This is a genomic window from Aliiroseovarius crassostreae (genome assembly GCF_001307765.1).
Lineage (GTDB): Bacteria > Pseudomonadota > Alphaproteobacteria > Rhodobacterales > Rhodobacteraceae > Aliiroseovarius > Aliiroseovarius crassostreae.
Genome location: NZ_LKBA01000004.1, coordinates 753,896 through 772,346, shown reverse-complemented (window position 1 = coordinate 772,346; position 18,451 = coordinate 753,896). Strand labels below are relative to the sequence as shown.

The following is an 18,451-nucleotide window of genomic DNA, read 5'->3' as shown; positions in this document are numbered from 1 at the left end:
TTTTACGTGAAGCTGACTTTCAGCCCACTCAGGTCAATTGTAGTGTCGTGACGAACAAAGAAGAGCTTAACAGTCTGTCCGGGGCCGAACCCCCGATGACCGATCCCCCCGCATTGGCGGATGCCCTGGTCGTGCTGGGCGAGGCGATGACACAATGGCTTCCTGCCGGCCATTTTTCCCACCTCAATTGCACCCCAAGATATGCACAAACGATCCAGGAAGCCGAGATACAGTTGGCAATCTCGGTTCCCGATATTGTCTTCATACCGCTTCATCTTGGGGGCAAGCCGACCGAAGCCCTGTTGAAATCTTGTCGCAGCCTCTCTCCCCCCCCCCCTGTGGTGGTTGTGGCCAGCAACGACCAGATCAATGATGCCGCAGAAGCCATGCGCCTTGGGGCGTTTGATTGCCTGTTCCATCCCTTTGGAGCCAAGCGGTTGGAGCAGGCCCTTCACAGCGCCCTTGGTCCTCGGGTCAGCATCACCAAGCAAGAAGAACAACAGCAAACCAAAGATAATAAAGGGAAAAAACAAAACCCCTCGCATATAGACGCCCCCTTGGAAATAGCGGGACAGCCAGCTGCCCGCGGCAACTCGGAACGCCCAGCAGCGCCTGCCCGCCCGAAAGCAAGGCCTCAGTTGAACGGCACCCATCTGTTGGGTGACCACCCCTCAATCCGCACCGTCCTTCAAATGCTGGAAGATGTGGCCCATTCTACCGCCCCGGTGTTTTTGCAGGGGGAAACCGGCACGGAAAAGGAGCACTACGCCCGCAGCATTCACGATTTGTCCGGTCGCGCCCCTGATCTGTTTATTGCGATCAACTGCGCCACGCTGCACCCGGAGACGATGGCATCCGAAATGTTTGGGCATCTGGCCGGAGCGTTTTCAGCGGCCCGGAAAGACAAAATCGGCGCCGCCCTCGCCGCCGATGGCGGGACGCTGTTCCTCGATGAGGTTGCCAATCTTGACCTGCGCACCCAGAGCCAGCTGGTGCGTTTTTTGCGGACGGGCACAGTGCAGCGGCTGGGTTCAGAACAGCCGGAACATGTGGATGTGCGGGTTATCAGCACCACCTCCCATGACCCAAATACATTGATCCAAAAAGGAAAACTCCTATCCGATCTGTTTTACCACCTTTACGTGGCCCCCATACATCTCCCGCCTTTGCGCGAACGCGAAAGCGACATTGCCCTGTTGGCGCAACATTTCCTGCAAGACTATTCCAGATCTGAAAACAGGGGGTTCACCCAGCTCTCGCCGGATGCCATTGCTGTGTTGCAGCGCCACAGCTGGCCGGGCAATATCCATGAGCTGAAGAACGCGATCTGGAATGCGGTTCTGCACCATGACGGGCAGGTGCTGACCTCGGTGATGCTGCCTGCACATTTGCGCTCTGACCCCAGCCACCCTGCGGCGACCAGCCCCCCATCTGACCGCGCGGGCTCACTGGTCGGGCTGAGCCTGGCAGACATTGAGCAGATCGTGATCGAAGACACGATCCGCGCCTATGGCGGCTCAATTCCGCGTGCGGCTCGGGTGCTGGGAGTTTCCCCCTCCACCATTTACCGCAAGCGCGAAACCTGGGCTGCGAAACCGGCAAAAAAGAAGTAAGCGCCTATAAACGCTATATTTTCTTAAACCTTACCGATCCGATTGCAATGCCTGTCAAAACAATCATCGCTGCAAGCACCGTGTGTGATGCTATTTGTTCCCCCAAGAAGAGTGCCCCCATCCCCAAAGCCAGAACCGGAACGGAAAGTTGCGCCAAGGCGCCTGGGGCGGCTCCGAGTTTCGGCAACACCGCATACCAGAGCGCATAGCCCAATCCAGAGGTGATCGCACCGGATATCAGGGCAAGACCAAGGGGCATCCCCACAGGGATCACCACCGGGGATGCCCCCCAGTAAAACAGTGCAACCATCAGGAAAGAATACAGAAAATTCCATGCGGTTGCCTCGAGCGGATCTTGCACATTGCGTCCGATCAGCGAATAGATCCCCCATCCGACGGCTGCCAGAGACATCAGGGCAAAGCCCGGACCTGACAGTTCCACCGTCTCACGGGGCCACAGCAGGAACACCAGCCCAGCAAGTGCGGCGAGCGCGCCGATCCAGCGCCGGAGCGGGAGGTTTTCTCCGGCCCGCAGCGCCCCGGAAAACATGGTGATCTGCACCCCGGCAAACAGGATCAGAGCGCCAACGCCCGCATCCATTGACGTGTAAGCATAGGAAAACCCTAACAAATACGCAACAAGACCCAAGACTGCCAAAGGCTGCGGGCGGCGTATTTCAACCGGGGCACGCAGGCGCAGCAACACCATCAACATCACCGCTCCGGCGGCCACGCGGATCAGGGCAAAGCTGGCCGGATCCATCCCCTCGCCCAAAAGTGCTGCGCGGTTCAGCAGGGAATTGGCGGCAAAAGCCAGCATGGTGAGGGTTGTGAGAGCAAAAAGGCGCATGGTGGCTCCGGTTGTTTCCCTCGTCATGACGGCAGAGGCGCCGCTGGCCAAGGTTGAAATCTGCCGCTCACGGCAAAGTGTGCGCAGGGTCAGGGTTGGTGGCGGGGGCACAGAAAAGTTTAAACTTATGAACGCCCGACGCAGGCGAAGTTTAAATTTTTCAACCGGCAAAATCCGAAAGTTTAAACTTTTTGCCCGTATTATCGCCGTGATCTTGTCTGTGGTTTGGCAGTGGTTTTTCTGGCCCGGTCGATTTACAGATCCCTACTTTGCAAACGCGTCGCAGGATCAGACGAACTGTTCGCGGATCAATCGCTCTTCCAACCCATGGCCGGGGTCAAACAGGATACGATGCCGGATGTGGTCGGCGGATCGGATCTCCACGGACAGCACATTTTCCACCTGACGCGAATCCGCATCCGCCATGACCGGCCGTTTTTCCGGCTGCAGCACATCAAACCGCACGGTGGCCCGTTTCGGCAACAGCGCGCCGCGCCAGCGGCGGGGACGGAACGCGGCCATTGCGGTCAGCGCAAGCACATCCGAGCCAATCGGCAGGATCGGACCATGGGCGGAATAATTATAGGCGGTGGACCCTGCCGGGGTGCTGAGCAGCGCCCCGTCGCAGACCAGCTCATCCAACCGCACCCGGCCATCCACCGAGATCTGCAGCTTCGCCGCCTGCGGACCTGCACGCAGCAGGCTGACCTCGTTGATCGCCAATGCCTCATGGGTGTTACCCTGCACATCCACCGCGGTCATTGCCAGCGGGTTGATCACCGCTTCCTCGGCCGCAATCAACCGGTCGACCAGCGCATCGGCACTATACTCATTCATCAAAAAGCCGACGGTGCCGCAATTCATGCCATAGGTCGGCGCGGCCAGATCGCGTGTGTCATGCAGGGTCTGCAACATGAACCCATCGCCGCCAAGGGCCACGATGATGTCAGCCTGTTCCGGGGGCACATTGCGATAGCGCGCCACCAATTCGTCAAACGCGGCCTGGGCCACGGGCGCCTCGCTGGCGAGGAAAGCGATTCTCTGGCTCATCGGGGTTTCCCTTCCTGTCCCTCGTTTCCGAAAGAACCACAAGTTTCGTGAAAGTGCCAGTCATGGCGCGTCTTTCGGGTACAAGGTCGCATTCTGCCCCTTGTGCCCCGATTTGTTTCCGATAGGAAATACGCAACACAAGTTAATCACCCAAGTCTTGCATCGGAGGATGAACGCGCATGACTGATACCCGTGACACCAATGTTCGTGATGGGGGCTTTTTCACTGAGGCCCTCGCTACCCGTGACCCGGAACTCTGGGGCGCCATTACCAATGAGCTCGGGCGCCAGCGCGACGAGATCGAACTGATCGCATCGGAAAACATCGTCTCCGCCGCTGTGATGGAGGCGCAGGGCTCGGTTCTGACCAACAAATATGCCGAAGGCTATCCGGGGCGTCGTTACTATGGTGGCTGCCAATATGTGGACGTGGCCGAGAACCTGGCGATTGACCGCGCCAAGGAACTGTTTGGCTGTGAATTTGCCAATGTTCAGCCGAACTCTGGCTCGCAAGCCAACCAGGGTGTGTTTCAGGCGCTGATCAAGCCGGGCGACACCATTTTGGGCATGGATCTGTCGGCCGGTGGTCACCTGACCCATGGCGCGCGTCCGAACCAGTCGGGCAAGTGGTTCAACGCGGTGCATTACGGTGTAAAGCGCGAAGACAGCCTGATCGACTATGACCAGATCCAGGAACTGGCCAATGAGCACAAGCCTGCGCTGATCATCGCCGGTGGGTCGGCCATCCCGCGTCAGATTGATTTTGCCCGTTTCCGCGAGATTGCAGATTCGGTTGGCGCCTACCTGATGGTCGACATGGCCCATATCGCTGGCCTGATTGCGGCAGGTGAGCACCCCTCGCCCTTCCCGCACGCCCATGTGGCCACCACCACCACCCACAAGACCCTGCGCGGTCCGCGCGGTGGCATGATCGTGACCAATGACGCGGAGATCGCCAAGAAAGTGAACTCGGCCATTTTCCCGGGCATTCAGGGTGGTCCGCTGATGCATGTGATCGCCGGTAAGGCCGCAGCCTTTGGCGAGGCGCTGAAGCCGGAGTTCAAAGCCTATCAGAAACAGGTGCGCGCGAACGCCGTGGCGCTGGCCGATCAGCTGGTCAAAGGCGGCCTCGACATCGTATCGGGCGGCACTGACACCCACCTGATGCTGGTCGATCTGCGCCCGAAAGGCGTGACCGGCAATATCGTGGACGCAGCCCTGGGTCGCGCCCATATCACCACCAACAAAAACGGCATCCCGTTTGACCCGGAAAAACCCACCGTAACCTCGGGCATCCGTCTGGGCACGCCGGCGGGCACCACCCGTGGCTTTGGCGAAGCAGAATTCCGCGAGATCGCGGATCTGATCATCGAAGTGGTTGATGGTCTGGCCGCCAATGGTGAAGACGGCAACGAGGCTGTGGAAGAGGCCGTGCGCGGCAAAGTGGCCGCCCTCTGCGCCCGCTTCCCAATGTACCCGAACCTGTAAGTTCTGGCCTGAAAAAAATCCCCTCCCCCCGCGTATTAATCCTTGGGGGGACGGGTGTTTTTGGATCCCGATTAGCACGAATGCTGATCGAAGATGACCGGGATGTGACGGTGACAAGCCGCACCCTCGCCCGCGCCCAAGCCTTTACCCAAACCTATGGCGGCACACCGCTTGCGCTGGACCGCGACGCGGACCTTCGCCCGGTCTTGGCCAGTTTCGACGTTTTGGTCGATGCGGCCGGGCCCTTTCAAAATTATCACGGGGATCCCTATAACGTGGCCCGCCAAACGGTTGAGGCCGGGGTGCATTACCTCGATCTGTCTGACGATGCCGCCTTTACCGCTGGTATTTCAGAGCTTGAGAAATTGGCGCAGTCCCAAGGGGTTGCCTGCCTTTCTGGTGTCTCGTCAGTACCTGCCATTTCATCGGCAGCGGTAACAGGTCTTGCCCGCGAAATGGACGCAATTCGCAAAATCGAAACCGCGATCCTTCCGGGCAATCGTGCGCCGCGCGGGCTGTCGGTAATGCAGGCCATTCTAGGCCAAATTGGTGCCCCCTTAAAGGTGATGCGCGACGGGGCTTGGCAAGAGCTGCGCGGTTGGTCCGAACCAAAATCCTACGCATTGGCCCCCGATCTCAAGCGCAACGCCGCCCTCATTGGCGCGCCCGATTTGGGTCTTTTTCCAAGCCATTACAGTGCAGAGACCGTAGAATTTCGTGCTGGATTAGAACTCGGTGTGATGCAGTATTCGCTCGCCATTACTGGCTGGCTGCGCGCCCGAGGCCTGTTTCCCAACCCCGCCCGCTTTGCAAAGCCGCTGCAATGGATCGCAAGCTGGCTCGAGCCGTTTGGCTCCGATCGTGGCGGCATGGTGGTGCAGGTTGAGGCACATTCTGGGGTGCGCAAAAGCTGGACCTTGCTGGCGGAAGCGGGCGACGGGCCGTTCATTCCCGCCATCCCTGCCGTCATTGCCATCAACAAATTGGCCAAAGGCACCCTGCCCGCCGGCGCGCGCCCGGCGCTGGATGTCTTCACCTTGGAAGAGGCGGAACTGGAACTCTCCCGGCTGAACGTCACCTGCACACACGGCTAAAGAAGTATTTGCTTCTGTTTCGTCCTTCCTTAGTGTCGCCCAAAACAATTAGGCCGACGCATGATCCAGCACTCCACCCGCGATACAGAACATTCCCTCGGCCAGTGGATGCGCGCGCATCTGCCTTACGGTGTGGCGGAGTTTGTGATGTTTGTTCTGAAACAGGGCTGGGCGGCGCTGTTTGGGGGCTTGATGCTGATCGGGATCATGCTCTCCAAGGCGATCTGGCAGCCGGACTGGCCGCTCGCGCGCTATGACGCTTTGGTCATCTACGCCGTGGCGTTGCAGGCAGGCTTTCTCTGGCTGAAACTGGAAAGCTGGGCCGAGGCGCGGGTGATCCTGCTCTTCCACCTCACCGGCACGATCATGGAGATTTTCAAGATCCAGATGGGCAGCTGGGCCTACCCGGAACCCGGCCTGCTCAAACTCATGGGTGTGCCGCTGTTTTCCGGCTTCATGTATGCCAGCGTCGGCAGTTTCATGGCGCGGGTCATTCGCATTTTCGACATGCGGTTCACGCCTTTTCCGCCGCTCTGGGCGCATTTTGCGCTGGCGGGGGCGATTTACCTGAACTTCTTCACCCATCACTGGATCTGGGACATGCGCTGGATCCTGATGGGGCTGACCGTAGCCTTGTTCTGGCGCACCCGGATCTGGTTTCGGATCGGCAGGTTTTACTGGATGCCCCTGCCGCTCGCCGCGTTTTTCTCCAGCTTTTTCCTGTGGATCGCAGAGAATGTCGGCACCCGGTCGGGCACTTGGGTCTATGCTGGCACCAAGGCCATCGACTGGGCGTCGCTTGCGAAAATGGGCAGCTGGTATCTGCTGTTATATGTGAGCTTTGCCACCGTCACCCTGGTCTATCGTCGCGCCCTGGGCGGTCCCGTGCCCGAAACGCTTCAAAACCCCCGCAACAGGTAAAGCAGCCCCAACACCGCCCCCACCAGAAGCAACAGGCTGAAGGCCAGCCCTGACGCCCAACTGATGAATATCCCAAAGCGCCGCTCCCACGGGTCCACCCCGCGCAGATAGTGGTCAATCTCGTGGATCGCGCGGGTCAGGTCATCCGCTGCAAGCTGGCGGGCCAGCCGGGGATGCTCCGACAGGGTCTGGGCCTCCATCAACCGTGCCGCCGCCGCCCGCACATGGCGTGGCAACAGACGCCCGGCGCGGCGCACCTTGGTGGGGAAATCCGCCCCCGTGACATCCAGCCGCTCCTCCATCAGCCGCGCCAACCGCGCGGTTTCGCTCTGCAGGTCCATGCCCTCCCCCTTCCAAGCGATATGACTTGGCCAACAGCCCTAAACCATCTCGATTTTAAAACGTTTCCACATCGCTGTTTCAACGTAATCCCAAAACGCTTTAGGGCAACCCATTTTACCTTCCCCCACCCCGCCCAGCGCGATATGACAGACCCATGTTAGAGTTCCAGACATTCGGGGTGGATGACACCCTCCCGCCCATCCTGATCGCCCATGGCCTGTTCGGGTCCGGTCGCAATTGGGGTGTGATCGCCAAGCGGCTGTCCAATGCGCGGCGCGTTATTGCCGTGGATATGCGCAACCATGGCAACAGCCCCTGGTCGGACAGCCACAGCTACACAGATCTGGCCGGGGATCTGGCCGAGGTGATCACCACCATCGGTGGCACAGCGGATCTGATCGGGCATTCGATGGGGGGCAAGGCGGCAATGGTGCTGGCCCTTTCCCACCCCATGCTGCTGCGTCGCCTCCTTGTGGCGGATATCGCCCCGGTGGGCTACGGGCACAGCCAGACACCGCTGATCGACGCGATGCGCCGGATTGACCTGTCGCAGATCGAAAAACGATCTGACGCGGACCGGCTGCTGGCCACCGATGTCGAGGACGCCTCCATCCGCGCCTTCCTCCTGCAATCTCTGGACGTGGCGGCAAAACGCTGGCGGCTCAACCTGGATGCGCTGGAACGGAATATGGCGGGAATTGTCGGGTTCCCCGACGTGACCGGCCAGTTTGCCAGCCCAACCCTGTTCCTGTCCGGGGCCAATTCCGACTATGTGCTGCGCGACCACCGCCCGCAGATCAAATCGCTGTTTCCCAACGCCCACCAGGCCAAGATCCCCGATGCGGGCCACTGGCTGCACGCGGAAAAACCACGCGCATTCGAGGCCGCCGTGCGCGCCTTCCTGATCGACAACTGATCCGAACGCCCCTTTCTTCTTGGCAAAAATACTCCGGAGCGCGAGGCAGAGCCTCGCACCCGCCCATGCCACACGCGCTGTGTCGCAAATAAAAACGCTCCCCGAACCGGAGAGCGCCTCAAATCTCACATGGGATCGAACAGACCCTTGATGGGGCAGATCAATGCGTCCACGGTCCGCGACGGTTGGTGGCGAAGTTTTCACCATAGCCGCCCTGACGCAGATTGGCGGCCCGCTTATGCGGTTCATGCACCACGGCCTCGATGCCTTTCGACTTGGCAAACTCCAGCGCGGCCTCTTTGGTGTCAAACTTCAGCTTCACCTGGCTTTGGGTGTCCGCCGAGCCGGTCCAGCCCATCAGCGGATCAATTTCACGCGGCGCATCCGGCGCATATTCCAGAACCCAGACCTTGGTTTTGCCAAGACCGGAGGACATGGCGTTGCGAGCAGGTTGATAAATACGGGCGCGCATGGCGGATCTCCTGAAGCTGTGCGCTTTCTTATCCCCAAATGGGGGCGGTATTTCAAGCTGAAATGCCACAAAAGCCACAGCAGGGATCATGTCACCACGGATCATGCGCGTGGCCCGGTTTTTCTCAATCTGCGTTCGGGGGGGGAGGTAGGAGAGAGGCTGCCGACAACAACGAGGGAGCGAGGGGTGGGGTGGGTATTCGTTGTCGCCGGCAGACCATTCTGCTGCTTGCACAATCAGACTAACCCGAGTTTTATCGCCACTGCAAGAGTTAAAAACACTTTTAGTTGTGTTTTTTGGAAATTACTTCGCCTTTAACGTTAGTGATTTGTTTAGATTTATCAGGAGATTAACAATAGGTTAATGCGGCTGGCAGAAAACCGCCAGCCGCAGGCTTCGCAATCTCAGCAAACCACCTGAAGTTGATCACCGCCAACTCAGAAAGTCAACCATGTGTTAACTCTGCCCGCCGCGCGGCGTCACCGGCAACTCACCATTTTAGGGGAGGCCCAAACCGTGGGGGTATCCGCCGGGCCTTTTCCTGCGCCCCCTGCCCGACCGCCCGCAATTGCCCCAATCCGCGCCCTGCCCCCTTGAACAGGAACAAAAAGGGGTCATGTTTGGGATCGGAGGATTCGCCGATGACAGAAACAGCCCACAGCCCGCTGACCAATCCGACCCAGGCCCCAACCGCCCGGCCAAAGCTGGAAGGCGGCAAACGGTTTGTGATGCAGTCCCCCTTTCAGCCCGCAGGCGACCAGCCTGCAGCGATTGCTGAGCTGAAAAGCGGCATTGAGGCAGGCGAACGGGATCAGGTGCTGCTGGGGGCCACCGGCACCGGCAAGACCTTCACCATGGCCAAGATCATCGAGGAAACCCAGCGCCCGGCCATCATCCTTGCCCCGAACAAGACCCTCGCCGCCCAGCTTTATGGCGAGATGAAGGGGTTTTTCCCTGAAAATGCGGTCGAATATTTCGTCAGCTACTATGATTATTACCAGCCCGAAGCCTATGTCGCGCGGTCCGATACGTTCATTGAAAAGGAAAGCCAGATCAACGAACAGATCGACCGGATGCGCCATTCGGCCACGCGCGCCCTGTTGGAGCGCGATGACGTGATCATCGTCGCCTCGGTCAGTTGCATCTACGGCATCGGCTCGCCTGAAACCTACACCGCGATGACACAGGATATCGTGGTGGGGCAGGACTATGACCAGCGCGCGGTCATGCGCGATCTGGTGGCGCAGCAATACAAGCGCAACGACAACGCCTTTCATCGCGGGTCTTTCCGGGTGCGTGGCGACAGCCTTGAGATCTGGCCCTCACATTTGGAAGACCGCGGCTGGCGCCTGTCCTTTTTCGGTGAGGAACTGGAAAACATCACCGAGTTTGACACGCTCACCGGGGCAAAGACCGACACGCTGGAAAAGGTGCGCGTCTATGCCAATTCGCATTACGTGACCCCCACGCCGACGCTGAAACAGGCGGTGCAGAACATCAGGCAGGAGCTGGCTTTGCGGCTGGCGGAGTTCGAGGCGGAGGGGAAGCTTCTGGAAGCGCAGCGACTGGAACAGCGCACCAAATTCGACATTGAAATGCTGGAAGCGTCGGGGTTTTGTTCCGGGATCGAGAATTATTCACGCTACCTGACCGGTCGCGCGCCGGGAGAGCCGCCCCCCACGCTGTTTGAATATATCCCCGATAACGCCATTGTCTTTGCCGATGAAAGCCATGTGTCGGTGCCGCAGATCGGCGGCATGTTCCGGGGCGATTATCGACGCAAGTTCACGCTGGCCGAACATGGCTTCCGCCTGCCCTCCTGCATGGACAACCGCCCGCTGAAATTCGAGGAATGGGACGCGATGCGCCCGCAATCGGTGTTTGTGTCGGCCACGCCTTCGAACTGGGAACTGGAACAGACCGGCGGCGTGTTTGCCGAACAGATCATCCGCCCCACCGGGCTTCTGGACCCGCAGGTTGAAATCCGCCCGGTCGAGATGCAGGTCGATGACCTTCTGGACGAGGTGCGCCGGGTTTCGGCCAAGGGGATGCGCACGCTGGTGACAACCCTGACCAAACGCATGGCCGAAGACCTGACCGAATATCTGCACGAACAGGGTATCCGCGTGCGGTATATGCACTCGGATATCGACACGCTGGAACGCATTGAAATCCTGCGGGACCTGCGGCTGGGCGCCTTTGACGTTCTGGTCGGGATCAACCTGTTGCGCGAAGGGCTGGACATTCCGGAATGCGGGCTGGTGGCCATTCTGGACGCGGATAAAGAGGGGTTCCTGCGCTCGGAAACCTCGCTCATTCAGACCATCGGTCGCGCCGCTAGGAATGCCGAGGGACGGGTGATCATGTATGCCGACAAGATCACCGGCTCGATGGAACGCGCGCTGAAGGAAACCGAGCGGCGGCGCGAAAAGCAGATGGCTTACAATGCGTTGCACGGGATCACACCGGAAACGGTGAAGAAAAACGTCGATGATGTTCTGGCCGGGCTTTACCAGGGCGACACCGACATGTCCCGCGTCACCGCCACCGTGGACAAACCGCTGATGGGCGACAATCTGTCCGCCCATCTGGAGGCGTTGAAGGCCGGCATGCGCAAGGCCGCCGAAAACCTGGAATTCGAAGAGGCCGCCCGGCTGCGCGACGAAATCCACCGGCTGGAAGCGGTGGAACTGGCCGTGGCCGACGACCCGCTGGCGCGGCAATCCGCGATCGAGGCCGCGTCGGAACAGAAAGGGCGCTCAACGGCGGGCAAGCCCGGTCAACGGGCGGGACGAGGGAGAAAGGCACGATGAAACTTCTGCGTTACGGGCCGAACGGGGCGGAAAAGCCGGGGCTGTGCGATCAGGACGGGCAGATCCGCGACCTGTCAGGGCATGTGAAAGACATCACCGGAGCGGCCCTGTCCGACACCGGACTCGCGATCCTTGCGGATATCGACCCGGCCACGCTGCCGATTGTGACCGACACGCGGATCGGCGCACCGGTGGCCCATGTGGGCAAGATCATCTGCATCGGCCTCAACTATGCCGACCACGCGGCGGAAGCGGGGATGGAGGTGCCACCGGAACCGGTGGTCTTCTCCAAGGCGACCTCAGCGATCTGCGGCCCCAATGATCAGGTGGAACTGCCGCGCGGCTCAAGCAAGGTGGATTGGGAGGTCGAGCTGGGTGTGGTGATCGGCACCCGCGCGAAATATGTCGCCGAGGATCAGGCCCTGTCCCATGTGGCCGGTTTCTGTGTGGTCAATGACATTTCGGAACGTGGGTTTCAGATGGAACGGGCGGGCCAGTGGATCAAGGGCAAATCCCATGACACATTCGCCCCGATCGGCCCCTGGCTTGTCACCCGGGACGAGGTGGCGGACCCGCAGGCATTGTCGATGTTTCTGGACCTGAACGGGACGCGGATGCAGACAGGCAGCACTGCAACCATGGTCTATGGCGTGGCCCATCTGGTGTCTTACCTGTCGCAATTCATGACGCTGGAACCGGGCGACATTATTGCCACCGGCACCCCGCCCGGTGTGGGGATGGGACAGAGGCCACCCGTCTATCTGCGCGAAGGTGATGAGATGGTTCTGGGGGTTGAGGGGCTGGGCACACAGCGCCTGTCGATCAGGCGCGCTTAAAGCGTTTCGGAATAAACATATGTCTCAAGTTTATCCCGAAACGCTTTAGGGCCAGACCCACTCATATTTCACCGGCCACCTGCGCCTTCAACCAGCTGCGAAAGCGGATCAGCGGCAGGTGGGAGGACTGCGCCTCGGGCCAGACCAGCGCATAATCGCCCAGCGACACGGGGGCTGCTTCCAGCGCGGGGACCAGCCGCCCCAGACGGATCTCTTCCATCGCCAGAAAGCTGGGCAACAGCGCAAGCCCCAGCCCGTGCACGGCAGCCTGTGTCATGGTGGAACTTTGGTCAAACAACATCCCCTCAAGCCCCGTGGCCGCAACCCCATGGCGGGCAAACCAGACCTCCCAGCTGTCGGGATGGGTTTCCAGATGCAACAGCGGCAGGTGCAGCAGCGCGGCGGGCTGCCCGACCGGAGCCGCCATCAGGTCCGGCGCACAGACCGGCATCACGAATTTCGGCATCAACGGCAATTGCTCGACCCCCGGCCAGTCGTCCAAATGCCCATCTGCCTGCCGATCCGCCCGGTAATGGATCGCCGCCTGGGCCGGGTTGTTGGCGAAATCAAACGGGCGGTTATGGGTGTGCAGGTTGACGCTGATATCCGGGTGGGCCGCAACAAAGCTTTTCAGCCGGGGCGCCAGCCAGTTCAGCCCAAACGCAGGCAGGATCGACAGGTCAAGTGAGCCCCCGGCGGGATTGGCACGCAGCCGGATCGAGGCATGGCCCAGCTTCTCCAGCACCTGACGCGCCTCGCGGGCAAATTCCCGCCCGGCCGGGGTCAGCCCCAGCCGCAACTGGTCGCGCTGGATCAGATCAACCCCCATCTGCGCCTCAAGCTGTTTGAGCTGCCGCGAAATGGCGCTTTGTGTCAACGACAGATCCTGTGCAGCAGATTGAGCAGAGCCAAGACGGTCCACCGCTTCGATGGCAAGCAGTGAGGGGATGGAGGGCAGGAAGCGGCGCGAGATAATCATATGAGCAATCCTCATACTATAACGATTTACTTTCAATAGTTTTTGGCCGCCACCCATGAGAAACTGAATTTACTGAACTTTTTCTCATGGGATGGAAGAGACCTCAATGACCAACTCCGCAACAACCACCCCCCGGTTTTCCGAAATCCTGGCCGCTAGCGGGTTTACCCCGAAGGAGCTGACCGGGGGCAGCCTGTCGGTCAGAACCCCGGTGGATGGCAGTGAGATTGCCCGGATCCACCAAGACGGGCCGGACGCCGCCCTGGCCGCAATCGCCCGCGCCAAAGCGGCGTTCCGCCACTGGCGCATGGTGCCCGCGCCACGCCGCGGTGAACTGGTGCGTCAACTGGGCAATGCGCTGCGGCGGGAAAAGGAAACCCTCGGCCGGCTGGTCACGCTGGAATGCGGCAAGATTTCTGCCGAGGGGCTGGGCGAAGTGCAGGAAATGATCGACATCTGCGACTTTGCCGTGGGGCTGTCCCGCCAGCTTTATGGCCTGACCATCGCGTCCGAACGTCCGGGCCACGCGATGCGCGAGAGCTGGCATCCGCTGGGCATCTGCGGCGTGATCACCGCGTTCAACTTTCCGGTGGCACCCTGGTGCTGGAACGCCGCCCTTGCGCTGGTCTGCGGCGACCCGGTGATCTGGAAACCGTCGGAAAAGACACCGCTGACTGCGCTGGCCGTGCAGAAGATCTGCGACCGGGTTTGCGCAGAATTTGGTGAGGACGCTCCTGAGGGGCTGATCCAGACGCTGATCGGCGGGCGCGATCTGGGTGAGGTGCTGACCGCGTCAAAAGACGTGGCGCTGATTTCAGCCACCGGATCGGTGCCGATGGGCAAGGCGGTGGCGGCCGATTTGGCAAACCGTCTGGGCCGCAGCATTCTGGAACTTGGCGGCAACAACGCGATGATCGTCGCCCCCTCGGCGGATCTGGACATGGCGCTGCGGGCCATCGTGTTTTCGGCGGTGGGCACGGCCGGGCAACGCTGCACCACGCTGCGCCGCCTGATTGTGCATGAAGATGTGAAGGACGCGCTGACCCAGCGCCTGATCGAAACCTATCGCAGCCTGCCAATCGGGGACCCGCTGGATCCATCCACGCTGGTCGGGCCGCTGATCGACCAGGACGCCCTTGTGGCAATGGGCCGCGCGCTGGATCAGGCGGTAAGCGAAGGCGGTCGTGTGCATGGCGGGGGTCAGGCGCTGATGTCCAGCCAGCCTATGTGCGCCCGGCCCTTGTGGAAATGCCTGCACAGACGGCGGTCATGCATCACGAAACCTTTGCGCCGATCCTGTATATCGTGACCTATCGCCATCTGGACGAGGCGATCGCGCTGCAAAACGCCGTGCCGCAGGGCCTGTCCTCCAGCATCTTCTCAACCGATGTTCGGGAGACCGAGTATTTCCTCTCGGCGGGGGGATCGGACTGTGGTATCGCCAATGTGAATATCGGCCCGTCCGGGGCGGAAATTGGCGGTGCTTTCGGCGGCGAAAAGGACACGGGCGGCGGGCGTGAAAGCGGGTCGGATGCGTGGAAAGCCTATATGCGGCGCCAGACCAACACCGTCAATTACTCGCGCGAGCTGCCCCTGGCGCAGGGGATCACATTTGGAGATTGAGCCTTGAGCACAAAGCGGGGCGCGCCTTTGGGGGCGGACATCACCGAAAGCCTTTGGCACAAAACCTGCGCCGAGCATCCCGGCGCCGCCGCCCTGAGCGGGGAGGTTACGGCTGATCTGGTGGTGGTGGGCGGTGGCTATACCGGCTTGTCGGCGGCGCTGAGCGCGGCACGGACCGGGCTTGACGTCCGCCTGATTGAAGCGGGTCGGTTTGGGCAGGGTGGCTCTGGTCGGAATGTGGGGCTGGTCAATGCGGGGCTGTGGCTGCCACCGGAGGAGATCGCCAAGCGGATCGGCAAGGAGGCAGGCGACAATCTGTCCGCAGCCCTTGCCGGGGCGCCCGATCTTGTCTTTGCGCTGATCCGGGAATTTGACATCAAATGTGAACCGGTGCGCGCAGGCACATTGCATTGCGCCCATGCCAGATCCGGGATGCGCGATCTTGCCAACCGGCACCGGCAGCTCTCGGCCATCGGCGCACCGGTCACCTTGCTGTCACGAGAGGAGGCGGTGGCACGGGTGGGGTCGACGCAGGTGCATGGCGCGCTGTTTGATCCCCGCGCGGGCACGATCCAGCCTTTGGGGTACGCCAGGGGTCTGGCGCGGGCCGCGATGGAATGCGGGGCGCATCTGCATGAAAACAGCCCCGCCACCGAGATTTTGCAAACCCGCACCGGCTGGCAGCTGCGCACCCCTGAGGGCGGGATCTCGGCCCGGAAGATGATCATCGCAACCAATGCCTATCACCTGCCCGTCCAGGGCGCCCCTGCCCCGAAGGTGGTGCCGGTCCATTACTTTCAGGCGGCCACTGATCCGCTGCCGGCCGATCAGCTGGCGCAGATCCTGCCGGGGCGCGAGGGATGTTGGGACACGGCGATGGTCATGTCGTCCTGGCGGCTTGATCAGGCCGGGCGGCTGGTGATTGGCGGCATGGGGGCGATTGACCACTTTGCCAGCGGGGCCCATCTTGCCTGGCTTGATCGCAAACTGGCCCGGATGTTTCCCGCCCTTGCCGGGCTGCGCCTCACCACCCCCTGGCACGGGCGCATAGCCATGACCGAGGAATATCTGCCAAAAATCCTGCCGATGGGAAATAACGCCCTGATCGCCTTTGGCTTTTCCGGGCGCGGCATTGGGCCGGGCACCCTGTTTGGCAAGGCCATGGCGGAGGCTCTTATCAAGGATGACCAGGCGCTTCTGCCCCGCCCGCCGGTGGATCAGCACGGGGTGACGATGGCCTCCACCCGACAGGTCTATTACGAAACCGGCGCCACCCTGACCCATCTACTGAAAGATCGGTTCTGACGGAAAATTTGGCCTGCCCTGACGGTTTTCAATGATCTGGTGACGCAACCCGGACTATGCCCGGGCTTGTCTGGCTGTATCAAATATCGCAGATATAAGAACCCCTTGCGCCCATTTCGGGTCCAGACCCAGACTTGACACCCGACGGAACACGCCCTGATGCCAGACGAGATTGCACAAGCCACCGACAAGGGCGCAGACCCAACCGCCCCCGTATGCGGGATCGAGATCTTTGTGCAGCCCGGGTTCTGGCAGGTTGAGCTCGCCTCGATCCTGTCGGCGCTGAACACGGCCAATGACGTCTGCGGATATGAGCGGTTCCCGTGGCAGATCACCTCGGATCATCCGGGCATCGTGCACAGCAACGGGGATATGATGGTGCGGGCGGGCCCCTCGATCGGGGAGCAATATCTGCGGCAGGTGTTGGTGGTGATTGGCGGCACAGGCAGCCATGGCGGCGGCTGGATGGCGCGGCTGAGAGCGATGCAGAAAATCAAACGGCGGGTGGTGCTTCTGTCCGGGGCGGCCACCGAATATATCAAGGCCACCAACCCGCGCAGCCATCCGGTGACCACAAACTGGAGCGACGTGAACGTGCTGTCGGAAGGGGGCGATTACCCCACGCTGACCACCCATCTGGCCGAAGATGCCGGCGGGATCATGACCTGTGCGGGGGGCGGGCATACGCTGGAGCTGATGGTCGCAATCCTGTCCGAACAGCTCGCCCCGCAGGAAGCGGCGGAACTGGCGGCACAGCTGATGCTGGAACATGTGCGCGGCCCCAACCGGGACCAGCCCAAAGGGATGAGCCACTCGTCCAACTTTCTGGAAAAGCGCCTGCAAAGCGCCATTCGCCTGATGGAAGAAACGGTGGAACATCCGCTGAAAGTGTCGGAGCTGGCGCAGGAAGTGGGGGTCTCGACGCGGCAGCTTGAACGTCTATTCCTGATCAATCTTGATGAAACGCCTGCGAAATTTTACAAGAAAATCAGGCTGAAACGGGCGCAGGCGCTGATCACCGACACGCGCATGCCGCTGATTGACGTGGCGCTTGCCTGCGGGTTTTCCGACAGCTCCTCGCTGGCGCGGGCCTATCGGCTGGAATATGCCAAGACGCCAAATCAGCTGCGTGGGGAAAAGGGGAAAGCGCGGGGGTGAGGCGCTCAGAACCTCATTTGATTGCTTTTTCCAATTAACCAATCTCTAAAAGCAATCAATCCGGGGTGATCCGCGCCATTTTCCGGCCAGACGAGGTAATAACTGCCGACACTGACCGGCACCGATCCCGGCAATTGCTCAAGACTGCCTTCTTCAAGGGCCCGTTCCACCAGAAAATCCGGCATGAGCGCAATGCCAAGCCCGGCCTGCGCCGCCCGCAGCATGGTGGCGAACTGGTCCACCACCATGGCGGGGCGGGCCCCGGGCGGGCGGGTGTGCGCCCGCTCCCACGCCGCCCAGGCGTCAGGCCGGGTTTCAAGGGCAAGACGCGGCGCCTCGGCCCCGTCCATCTGCGCCAGCAAACCGGGTGCGCCCACCGCCAGCGCCTGCTCCTCCCACAGTTTCACCGCCCCCACCCCGTCCCAGTCATCGCGCCCGAAATGAATCGCGCCATGGAAGGTTTCACCGGCAAAGGCAAATGGTGCGGTGCGGGTGGACAGGTTTAGCGTGATGCCGGGATGTTCTGCCATGAATTCCGGCAGGCGCGGAGCCAGCCAATGGGTGCCGAAACTGGGCAGGATCGCAAGGTTGAACACCCCGCCTTCCGGGTTGGTCTGCAGGGCAATTGTTGCATTGGTGATCTGCGCCAGCGCCACGCGGATCTCCTCGGCATAGCGCGCACCCGGTTCGGTCAGGACCAGCCGCTTGCGATCACGCCGAAACAGCCCCTGCCCCACCTGCGCCTCCAGTTTCTGAACCTGACGACTGACCGCGCTCTGCGTCAGGTCCAATTCCTGTGCGGCATCAGACACTGATCCAAGCCGCGCCACCGCTTCAAACGCGGCAAGGCAAGAGGTGGACGGGGAAAATCGACGAGCCATGGGCGGAGCCTTTATTCCATTTGGGAATGTTCTTATGCGGTAATATCGTTTTTTTCCGGTAAATCCATCCGCTAATATATACCAAAGACACAAGTCTTTCCTGAACAGGAA

15 protein-coding genes and 1 pseudogene are annotated in these 18,451 nt (G+C 60.9%); 10 read left to right on the top strand and 6 right to left on the bottom strand.

Going from position 1 to position 18,451, the window contains the following annotated elements; all coding sequences use genetic code 11:
• Positions 1 to 47 precede the first annotated feature (47 nt).
• Complete coding sequence (locus tag AKJ29_RS05945; protein WP_055188815.1) at positions 48 to 1,613, top strand: sigma-54-dependent transcriptional regulator; 1,566 nt, start codon at positions 48 to 50, stop codon at positions 1,611 to 1,613.
• Positions 1,614 to 1,626: 13 nt separating this feature from the next.
• Here AKJ29_RS05945 and AKJ29_RS05940 read toward each other — a convergent pair whose 3' ends face one another.
• Positions 1,627 to 2,490: a DMT family transporter gene (locus AKJ29_RS05940; protein WP_235477292.1), complete on the bottom strand. Its 864-nt coding sequence runs from the start codon at positions 2,488 to 2,490 to the stop codon at positions 1,627 to 1,629.
• A gap of 261 nt (positions 2,491 to 2,751) precedes the next feature.
• The gene (locus tag AKJ29_RS05935; protein WP_055188809.1) at positions 2,752 to 3,513 is read right to left on the bottom strand and encodes an NAD kinase; all 762 of its coding nucleotides are present in this window, start codon (positions 3,511 to 3,513) and stop codon (positions 2,752 to 2,754) included.
• 179 nt (positions 3,514 to 3,692) lie between these two features.
• On the opposite strand from AKJ29_RS05935, the gene glyA reads away from it, so the two are divergent.
• Genes glyA through AKJ29_RS05920 form a run of 3 tightly spaced genes read left to right on the top strand, consistent with a single transcriptional unit; the run spans position 3,693 to position 7,015 of the window.
• A complete protein-coding gene (gene glyA, locus AKJ29_RS05930; RefSeq protein ID WP_055188807.1) occupies positions 3,693 to 5,000 on the top strand; it encodes a serine hydroxymethyltransferase in 1,308 nt (435 codons plus the stop codon).
• A complete protein-coding gene (locus AKJ29_RS05925; protein ID WP_082392521.1) occupies positions 4,967 to 6,094 on the top strand; it encodes a saccharopine dehydrogenase NADP-binding domain-containing protein in 1,128 nt (375 codons plus the stop codon). Before glyA ends, AKJ29_RS05925 begins: the two co-directional genes overlap by 34 nt.
• 60 nt (positions 6,095 to 6,154) lie before the next feature.
• The gene (locus AKJ29_RS05920) at positions 6,155 to 7,015 is read left to right on the top strand and encodes a DUF817 domain-containing protein (RefSeq protein ID WP_055188804.1); all 861 of its coding nucleotides are present in this window, start codon (positions 6,155 to 6,157) and stop codon (positions 7,013 to 7,015) included.
• On the opposite strand, the gene AKJ29_RS05915 is transcribed toward AKJ29_RS05920, so the two are convergent.
• Complete coding sequence (locus tag AKJ29_RS05915) at positions 6,994 to 7,356, bottom strand: hypothetical protein (protein ID WP_055188802.1); 363 nt, start codon at positions 7,354 to 7,356, stop codon at positions 6,994 to 6,996. The genes AKJ29_RS05920 and AKJ29_RS05915 overlap by 22 nt on opposite strands.
• Positions 7,357 to 7,511: 155 nt before the next feature.
• Here AKJ29_RS05915 and AKJ29_RS05910 point away from each other — a divergent pair, with 155 nt between their 5' ends.
• On the top strand, positions 7,512 to 8,273 hold the full coding sequence (locus tag AKJ29_RS05910) for an alpha/beta fold hydrolase (RefSeq protein WP_055188800.1): 762 nt from the start codon (positions 7,512 to 7,514) through the stop codon (positions 8,271 to 8,273).
• Positions 8,274 to 8,433: 160 nt separating this feature from the next.
• Here the strand turns inward: AKJ29_RS05910 and AKJ29_RS05905 are convergent, their stop codons facing one another.
• On the bottom strand, positions 8,434 to 8,745 hold the full coding sequence (locus AKJ29_RS05905; RefSeq protein WP_055189076.1) for an ETC complex I subunit: 312 nt from the start codon (positions 8,743 to 8,745) through the stop codon (positions 8,434 to 8,436).
• 641 nt (positions 8,746 to 9,386) lie between these two features.
• Here AKJ29_RS05905 and uvrB point away from each other — a divergent pair.
• Together uvrB and AKJ29_RS05895 are read left to right on the top strand one after the other, a co-directional pair.
• Positions 9,387 to 11,558 (top strand): excinuclease ABC subunit UvrB, encoded by a 2,172-nt coding sequence (gene uvrB / locus AKJ29_RS05900; protein ID WP_055188798.1) that lies wholly within the window; start codon positions 9,387 to 9,389, stop codon positions 11,556 to 11,558.
• Positions 11,555 to 12,394 (top strand): fumarylacetoacetate hydrolase family protein, encoded by an 840-nt coding sequence (locus tag AKJ29_RS05895; protein ID WP_055188796.1) that lies wholly within the window; start codon positions 11,555 to 11,557, stop codon positions 12,392 to 12,394. The genes uvrB and AKJ29_RS05895 overlap by 4 nt, the downstream gene beginning before the upstream one ends.
• Positions 12,395 to 12,455: 61 nt before the next feature.
• On the opposite strand, the gene AKJ29_RS05890 is transcribed toward AKJ29_RS05895, so the two are convergent.
• Complete coding sequence (locus AKJ29_RS05890; RefSeq protein ID WP_055188794.1) at positions 12,456 to 13,373, bottom strand: LysR substrate-binding domain-containing protein; 918 nt, start codon at positions 13,371 to 13,373, stop codon at positions 12,456 to 12,458.
• Between the two features lie 106 nt (positions 13,374 to 13,479).
• Between AKJ29_RS05890 and amaB the strand changes: the two are divergent.
• The 3 genes and pseudogenes from amaB (at position 13,480) to AKJ29_RS05875 (ending at position 17,459) form a co-directional block, all read left to right on the top strand.
• A pseudogene (gene amaB / locus AKJ29_RS05885) lies at positions 13,480 to 14,996 on the top strand (L-piperidine-6-carboxylate dehydrogenase).
• Between the two features lie 27 nt (positions 14,997 to 15,023).
• Entirely contained in the window at positions 15,024 to 16,301 is a 1,278-nt protein-coding gene (locus tag AKJ29_RS05880; protein ID WP_055188792.1) for an NAD(P)/FAD-dependent oxidoreductase, read from the top strand.
• Positions 16,302 to 16,460: 159 nt separating this feature from the next.
• Positions 16,461 to 17,459, top strand: a complete 999-nt coding sequence (locus AKJ29_RS05875; protein ID WP_055188790.1) for a GlxA family transcriptional regulator — start codon at positions 16,461 to 16,463, stop codon at positions 17,457 to 17,459.
• Between the two features lie 5 nt (positions 17,460 to 17,464).
• On the opposite strand, the gene AKJ29_RS05870 is transcribed toward AKJ29_RS05875, so the two are convergent.
• Positions 17,465 to 18,340, bottom strand: a complete 876-nt coding sequence (locus AKJ29_RS05870) for a LysR family transcriptional regulator (RefSeq protein ID WP_055188789.1) — start codon at positions 18,338 to 18,340, stop codon at positions 17,465 to 17,467.
• Positions 18,341 to 18,451 lie beyond the last annotated feature (111 nt).

Bases quoted from the DNA above. Each gene is read 5' to 3' on its own strand.
- AKJ29_RS05870 (WP_055188789.1), bottom strand. From the start codon at position 18,340: ATGGCTCGTCGATTTTCCCCGTCCACCTCTTGCCTTGCCGCGTTTGAA.
- AKJ29_RS05915 (WP_055188802.1), bottom strand. From the start codon at position 7,356: ATGGACCTGCAGAGCGAAACCGCGCGGTTGGCGCGGCTGATGGAGGAG.
- AKJ29_RS05940 (WP_235477292.1), bottom strand. From the start codon at position 2,490: ATGACGAGGGAAACAACCGGAGCCACCATGCGCCTTTTTGCTCTCACA.
- AKJ29_RS05875 (WP_055188790.1), top strand. From the start codon at position 16,461: ATGCCAGACGAGATTGCACAAGCCACCGACAAGGGCGCAGACCCAACC.
- AKJ29_RS05910 (WP_055188800.1), top strand. From the start codon at position 7,512: ATGTTAGAGTTCCAGACATTCGGGGTGGATGACACCCTCCCGCCCATC.
- AKJ29_RS05890 (WP_055188794.1), bottom strand. From the start codon at position 13,373: ATGATTATCTCGCGCCGCTTCCTGCCCTCCATCCCCTCACTGCTTGCC.
- AKJ29_RS05895 (WP_055188796.1), top strand. From the start codon at position 11,555: ATGAAACTTCTGCGTTACGGGCCGAACGGGGCGGAAAAGCCGGGGCTG.
- AKJ29_RS05905 (WP_055189076.1), bottom strand. From the start codon at position 8,745: ATGCGCGCCCGTATTTATCAACCTGCTCGCAACGCCATGTCCTCCGGT.
- glyA (WP_055188807.1), top strand. From the start codon at position 3,693: ATGACTGATACCCGTGACACCAATGTTCGTGATGGGGGCTTTTTCACT.
- AKJ29_RS05935 (WP_055188809.1), bottom strand. From the start codon at position 3,513: ATGAGCCAGAGAATCGCTTTCCTCGCCAGCGAGGCGCCCGTGGCCCAG.
- uvrB (WP_055188798.1), top strand. From the start codon at position 9,387: ATGACAGAAACAGCCCACAGCCCGCTGACCAATCCGACCCAGGCCCCA.
- AKJ29_RS05920 (WP_055188804.1), top strand. From the start codon at position 6,155: ATGATCCAGCACTCCACCCGCGATACAGAACATTCCCTCGGCCAGTGG.